Raw genomic sequence first — 6911 nt, 5'->3', positions numbered from 1 at the left:
GCCGCGAATTGCTGGAGCGGTTGGACAAGGAAGAGGGTGCAGAGTAAACCCTAACGGAGCGCGAAAATACAGGAGGGCGGACAGGAATGTCCGCCCTCCGTTAAGGCGGGTTGGAAAACCCGCCCTCCTTTATCACTTTTCTTCGACGACATGACAGATTCGGCAAGTCGTCATTTATGACGAAAAAGTGAAAAAATATCTTGTATATCGTCACAATTTACGATATATAACCTCCTGTTAAAGGAGCATTACGGATGAAGATTGAAGGATTATTAACGGACGAGGCGATTTTGGCGGAGCTGGGCGGGCGCCTGGCGCAGCGTCGGCTGGAACTTCAGTTTACGCAAGAGATGCTGGCGGAGCAGGCGGGCGTATCCAAGCGGACCGTGGAACGTATCGAGGCCGGGGCCACGACGCAAATGTCGACGTTGATCCGGCTTCTGCGGGTATTGGAACTGTTGGATCGGCTGGAAACACTGGTGCCCGAGGCCGGACCGCGGCCCATGGATCTGGTCAGGCTGAAAGGCAAGGCGCGGAAGCGGGCCAGTGGTAAGCGGAAGTCCACGGATAAGGGGCCGTGGCAGTGGGGTGACGAAACGTGAGCACGACGGCAAAGGTAAAGCTGTGGGGACGCACGATCGGTGCTGTGTCGCTGGAAGACGAAGCTGCGATCGCGATGTTTGAATATGACCCGGCGTTCATCAACAGCGGTATCGAGGTGGCCCCGCTGATGATGCCGCTATCCAGCCGGCTCTACTCCTTCCCATCGCTGCGACCGGAGACCTTCCACGGTCTTCCGGGGCTTCTGGCGGATTCTCTGCCGGACCGGTTCGGCAATGCCTTGATCGATGCCTGGCTGGCCCGGTCCGGCCGCACGCCGGAATCGTTCAACGCGGTGGAGCGCCTTTGCTATACAGGATCGCGCGGCATGGGCGCACTGGAGTATGCGCCGGCAACCCGGTTGGCCGGCCCTGGCGCCTTCCGTATCGAAGTCGATCAGTTGGTAAAGCTGGCCTCGGAGGTTTTGACCCATAGGAACAACCTGCGGGGATGGCTTAACGAGGAAGGGAAGGAAACGGCCCTGCGGGACATTCTGCGGGTCGGCACTTCCGCGGGTGGAGCGCGGGCCAAGGCGGTAATCGCCTGGAATCCGAAAACAAACGAAGTCCGGTCCGGGCAGGTGAAGGCGGGCAGCGGGTTTGAATACTGGCTGATAAAGTTCGACGGGGTCAGCGGCAACAAGGATAAGGAGATGGAGGACCCCAAGGGATACGGCGCCATTGAGTATGCCTATTACCGGATGGCGACAGACGTGGGAATCACCATGAGTCCGTGCCGCCTGTTCGAGGAGAACGGACGCCGCCATTTCATGACCAAGCGGTTCGACCGGCTGGATGGCGGCGGCAAGCTGCACATGCAGTCGCTTTGCGGCCTGGCGCATTATGATTTCAACCAGGCAGGCGCCTACGGTTACGAGCAGGCCTTGCAGGTCATCCGCCGGCTGGGGTTGCCCATGGCCGCCGTCGAGGAGCAGTTCCGGCGGATGGTTTTCAATATTGTAGCCCGCAACCAGGATGATCACGTAAAGAATATTGCCTTCCTGATGGACCGGTCGGGAAACTGGTCACTCGCACCCGCGTTCGACATGACCTACAGCTATCAACCAGGCGGAAAATGGACATCGATTCATCAAATGACGATGAACGGCAAACGGAGTGGATTTACGCTGGAGGATTTCAAAGCGTGTGCGAATAGCGCTTCAATGAAACGCGGGCGGGCGGAAGCGATTATTGACGAAGTGAGGGCGGTTGTGGCGCGATGGCGGGACTATGCGGATGAGTCGCGCGTAATTCCGGAGCAGCGGGACAAAATACAGGCCGTCCTGAGACTAGAGACCCTTAAATGAAACCCGGAGAACACAAAACCGTCCAGGCCCGGATCCTCGAATATGCCGAGGCCATCGGCTGGACGTTTGTGAGGGCACCGGGACGCTCTTTTAAAATTCAATTTGAATTGGGTATATCTCATACGGCGCCTGCCAAGAAATTTGAGATGGGTTTGGCCGGTATCGGATTTTCAGTGGCGAGCGGAGAATCCATCACAAGAAACGCCAATTGATAGCTTGATGCATAAGTTACTGTATTTTTAAGGAGCGTCCCATTGCTCACCATGAAATCGGCACGACTCACACGATGTTGTTTCGGATTGGCGCTCCTGGCGTTCCTCGCCGGATGCGCCGTGCCACAGCGTTTCTGGCCGCAGAAAGACATTCAGGCCTCTGGGCTTGGTGGAACGACCGGCACTGTGACGGTTCTCATCGCATCGCGAAGCAGCGAGTTCAAGGAACTGCTGGTGGCGGAGTTGCAGCAGCAGCTCTCGGCGGCAGGGATCCAGCAAAAGACAGTGGGCGTAGAGGATCTGAAGAAGGTTGACGCGGCAGACTATGCGGCAGTGGTCGTCATCAACACGTGCCTGGCGTGGGGTCTTGACCACGATGTTGAAACCTTTCTGAGCAGACAGAGGGCAACAGACAACGTCATCCTCCTGACAACGTCGGGTGATGGTATTTGGCTGCCCGCCAAGAAGGGGCGCGACTTCGATGCAGTCTCGGGTGCGTCGATCCCGGCCAACGTCAACGCCGTAGCCGGCGATCTTTTCGCACGAATCGAGAACCGGCTCAAACTTAAGAGCCGGTCAGATACCCGGTAGGGCAGAATCGGGTAGCCGGGGTCTTAATCCCCTGGCCCACGCCCCACTCCCGCTAAACGGGGTCCCCTCCAGCCCACAAATATAGGCGGGTAAAAGGCTGATAAATGTTCACCCCCAGTTGAATGGGGTTCCCTTTGGGGAAATTGAAGACCCCTGCAGCTTTGCCTCGGCAGGACAGGGAGTCTTCCAAATCCAAGGAAAGCGGGGACCCACCCAAAGGGCGTGGCGTCCGCGCGAAGCGTAGACAATGATGGATGACAAAGCGATTTATTCCGATAACCTTGTCGAGGTATCCCAGACGGGAATTCGGTTTCGGAATTACTATTTTCCGTTCGGTACCAAATTCGTCAGATTTTCCCACATCCTTAGGGTTACTAAGATGCGTCCCACCTTATTGAACGGCAAATGGCGATTGTGGGGAACAGGCGATTTCAGAACTTGGTTTCCAAGGGATTGGAGGCGACCACAGCGAAGCTGCATTTTCCTGCTCCGTCTATCTACCCAGAAAACGCGCATCGGCTTCACTGTTGAAGATCCTGAGAGGTTTGTGGAAGTGGTAAACTCGAGAGGGCTGAAGAATATGGATTCCTACCTTGCTCCTTCAGTGGACGGCGAAAAGACCGCCCCTGAGCAGACAGTAAAAAAACGAAATGGATGAAACCATAAAACCGGCAATAGCCGGTCGATTCAAGAATACCGAACCAGGATTTTTACGGATAAGAAGAAATCTGGGTATGAACGACTTCTCAGACAGAGAAATAGAGAACCTACTGAGAAAAAACATTTTGGCAACTCCTGCAGAATTCATTGAAACAAAAAGGACAAAGAAAAGTTGCCAGACAACTCCTTCACTATAATCTGGATGCCATTATTTCAGTGGGGTACCTTGTGACTTCCCTGCTCGCCAGCCAGTTCCGCCAGTGGGCCACGAAACGCCTCAAGGACTATCTGGTGCAGGGGTACGCGATAAACGAAAAGCGGCCGGAGCAGAAACAGCAGGGAATTCATCCACTGCGGCGTTCTGATCCCGGAGCCGGGGAGGAGAATAGAAAATTGCGCCTATGTTGAACTCCGTTCTGCGGTCCACATCCGATCAAGATCGCAGGACCGGCTGCTGACACAATACAAATCCGCATGGTAAACGCAGGGAGGTGCATTTCATGAATCCAACACGCATGACCTTATATAAAAAATGGCGATATCTCGCGGTGACACTTCCCTTGACCTCAGGGCTTTTCGCACTCCTGCTTTCCTGCGGCAACGACAGCACAACACCGTCTTCCCAGCCCAGGGCCTGGTACTATGAACACGAGTTCACAGACAACCCTGGATTGGCGGCCAGGCCAGAGCAGGTTGTGATTCTGGATATCCTGCCCGGGGAGGGGCTTTCAGAGCACCCCATCCCTTATCTGTACGAGGAAGGCGGGGGCTGTCTCTTCGCGATTCCCTCGGATGACCCGTTCATCACCCGGACCGAGATCTTCGACCGTTCCGGGGTTCTGGTGGCAGCCACGGAGCGCGGCGATGGGGGGGCGTATCTGGAGATGTCGCCGGGCAATTACAGTATGAAGGTGTACCATGATGGGGCGGGCGTGCCGGAGGAGGGGAGTGCGGCCTTCATCCGGCGACAGGATGAGGAGGCCGGCCGATCCGATGCTGTGCCTGCCGCTGGCGAGGACCAAGGGACCTCCCCCATAAATTGTACCTATCCAGCCTATGTCGCAATCCAGTTCCTCAGCGGAGACTACGCGGGCCAGTACCTGGCCGTGACGAGCGGATGGGTCTGGGATGACGGAAAGGACGTCGATGTCCAATTCATGAAGGCTGTTTCCACCAACACAACCGGCGATGCATTTGAAACAAAACGTCACCTTTTCTCTTTTGAAGACGCGGAGCCGAACTGTTGCTACGGTCAGACCTACCCCCCGTTTGCCGGCGCCTACATGCTTCATTCATGGGTGGCTGAAACGGCCAGCCAATTCTTTACATACTATCTCTATTCCTGTTCATCTGACTGGGGTATCAAATGCCCGCCTTCGCAAAACAAACTTATGTCGGAGGCAAATGTAATATCCATACCCCTGTTTTACCCCACCCAATATCCACCCACTCCTCTTGTGCAGGACATGGGCGGCGGCGCCTTCCTCCTGTGGGCCTTGGCCGATCCTTATCCTATAGACGATTTCACGGAATGTTCACCCCTGTATGCGGCGGAAAACGGGTATATCTATTTTACCGAGTTTTCGACCACCGCAAGCCCGGCCACCCTTACGATCGTCGATGGGTTTTGCTTTTACAGGGATGGCAGCCAGATCGACAGGAACAGCCTGGGGGCGGGCGAAGTGGCCTTATACGAGGGAGAGAATTACACGGGCGTGGCCGTTCTCTTGAGTGCATCCTTTCCTGAAACCACGCTGCTCCCCTTGGAGCAGGTAGGATCCGTGGCCTTTGGTCTCTACACGGATACCACGATTCGCTTTTTCAGCGACCCCAATTATACCAACCCTGTAAAGACAGTGGGAGTTGACACGCCCAGCATTGCGGACCTGAGCGGCAGCGACATCGGCTCCATCAAGATCTTCGATTCGAGGAAGATGCTCATTTCCTCCAAGGAATGCCCTTCCTGCAATCTGGCGGGCGTGGACCTCTCGAACCTGAACCTCGATGGTGCGGATCTGTCCGATGCCAATCTCATGAACGCCGATTTGCACGTTACCAGTTTGAAGCAAGGCAATCTGTCCGGCGCCCTGTTGAACGGCGCCAATCTGACCAGTGTCAATCTGAGCGGGGCGAGCCTGCTGAACGCCTCTTTGAACGCTGATTCCGACATGAACCTAGCAGCGGCCACCCTCACGGGCGCCTATCTTCAGAACGTCAACTGCAAGGGCGCAGATCTGGGGGGCGCAGATTTTACCAATGCGAGCTTTCACACCCTGGCCCTCGCCTACAATCCGGCAGGCTGCGGCCAGGACACCAACAACCCGCCTTTCACCCAGAACTGCGCCAGCGCAGAGGGCGCCAATATGGACGGCGCAAGATTCAACGGGGCCTATCTGGCCGGCGCCGACTTTACCGGGGTTACTGCCACTGCGGCCGATTTCTCGGGGTCGGTGCTGACCGGCGCTATTTTTGAGGGGGCCCATCTCGACTGGGACAGCGGCACCGGGGCAAGCACCAATTTTAGCGGCGCCTTTCTGGGCGGGGCCAACTTTGCCAATGCCACGGTTCAGAGCGCCAATTTTGAGAGCGCGTATATCGATTTCTCAACAGACCCCAATGAGTATGAAACTTATTTCACCATCCCGGTCGCCCACACCCAATTCCCCGGTTTTGACGACTCGTTTGGAAACACCCCCTGCGTCCAATTCGCGTATTCCAGCGCTACCGTGGTCCCTGACACCCAGAGCGGCAATACCTGCCCGGACGGAAGCCGCGGCCCATGCGAGGATGCGGCCTGGACCACTCCGGTGGTCCCGAGCGATCAGTCCCCCTGGCAGAATTCGCAGGGGGGAAAAAAACCGGACTGGTGCAGCCAGGTAGATCTGTTCTGGTAAGTTGGGCTGTCCTGTTTCGGAAGGATCGAATTCCTATAAGGACCTTGTCGGAGCCTGGACCACGGGCTTGAACCCCCAGCGATGCTTGCCATTTAACCCTGAAAGGAGGTTTCAGAATGAAAAGACAGAAGGGAACTCAGGAAAAATCCGGGATCACCCGACGGGAATTCATTCAGTACTCGGCCGCTGCAGGCGCGGCCCTGGCCATGCCCAGGTTTCTTGCCGGCTGTTCGGACTCCGGCAGTTCAACATCCTCCGGTACGGAATACCGAACCTACTATTTTGACCTGTCCCATGGGAATCCGTCCCATAATTTCTATCTCAAAGCCGCAGGACAATATCTGAAACTGAGGAAAATGGATCCCGAAACCCTCAAGGCTGCGAGGCAGGCCAATCCCTTCCTATCGCTCATACCCGACGGGAATATCACCCATTACACCAAAGATATTCCCCTTTCTGCACAGAATATCTGCCTCTGCTGGATCGTGGGCCAGGATCCTTCGATCCTGGATGGTTCCTGGAGCATGGCCCTGATGTTTTATCACCTTCCCCACTCGGCCTTGAGGGCGGCAACCCAACGGCCGGGGGCCATCCGTGAACCCTGCGCCAACAAATTCAAGAGGTATGGGATTGCCCCTGCAGCGGTTG

General features: G+C 56.1%; 7 protein-coding genes. All 7 read left to right on the top strand.

All coding sequences use genetic code 11. The annotated features are described in order from the left end of the window. The first annotated feature begins 254 nt into the window (after positions 1-254). On the top strand, positions 255-602 hold the full coding sequence (locus tag R6V78_RS18525) for a helix-turn-helix domain-containing protein (RefSeq protein WP_410290872.1): 348 nt from the start codon (positions 255-257) through the stop codon (positions 600-602). Then, a complete protein-coding gene (locus R6V78_RS18520; RefSeq protein WP_410290871.1) occupies positions 599-1906 on the top strand; it encodes a type II toxin-antitoxin system HipA family toxin in 1308 nt (435 codons plus the stop codon). Before R6V78_RS18525 ends, R6V78_RS18520 begins: the two co-directional genes overlap by 4 nt. Continuing rightward, the gene (locus R6V78_RS18515; protein WP_410290870.1) at positions 1903-2118 is read left to right on the top strand and encodes a hypothetical protein; all 216 of its coding nucleotides are present in this window, start codon (positions 1903-1905) and stop codon (positions 2116-2118) included. Before R6V78_RS18520 ends, R6V78_RS18515 begins: the two co-directional genes overlap by 4 nt. A gap of 42 nt (positions 2119-2160) precedes the next feature. Next, positions 2161-2709, top strand: a complete 549-nt coding sequence (locus R6V78_RS18510) for a hypothetical protein (RefSeq protein ID WP_410290869.1) — start codon at positions 2161-2163, stop codon at positions 2707-2709. 807 nt (positions 2710-3516) lie between these two features. Next, positions 3517-3777: a RhuM family protein gene (rhuM, locus tag R6V78_RS18505; RefSeq protein ID WP_410290868.1), complete on the top strand. Its 261-nt coding sequence runs from the start codon at positions 3517-3519 to the stop codon at positions 3775-3777. Positions 3778-3869: 92 nt separating this feature from the next. After that, entirely contained in the window at positions 3870-6263 is a 2394-nt protein-coding gene (locus tag R6V78_RS18500) for a pentapeptide repeat-containing protein (RefSeq protein ID WP_410290867.1), read from the top strand. Between the two features lie 116 nt (positions 6264-6379). Further along, the coding region (locus tag R6V78_RS18495) for a twin-arginine translocation signal domain-containing protein (RefSeq protein WP_410290866.1) at positions 6380-6911 on the top strand (532 nt) is incomplete at its 3' end.

The sequence above is a fragment of the Desulfosarcina sp. genome (assembly GCF_046496365.1).
Classification (GTDB): Bacteria; Desulfobacterota; Desulfobacteria; order Desulfobacterales; family Desulfosarcinaceae; genus Desulfosarcina.
Note: the sequence above shows the minus strand (reverse complement) of the source record. Positions and strands in the feature narration are given on the sequence as shown.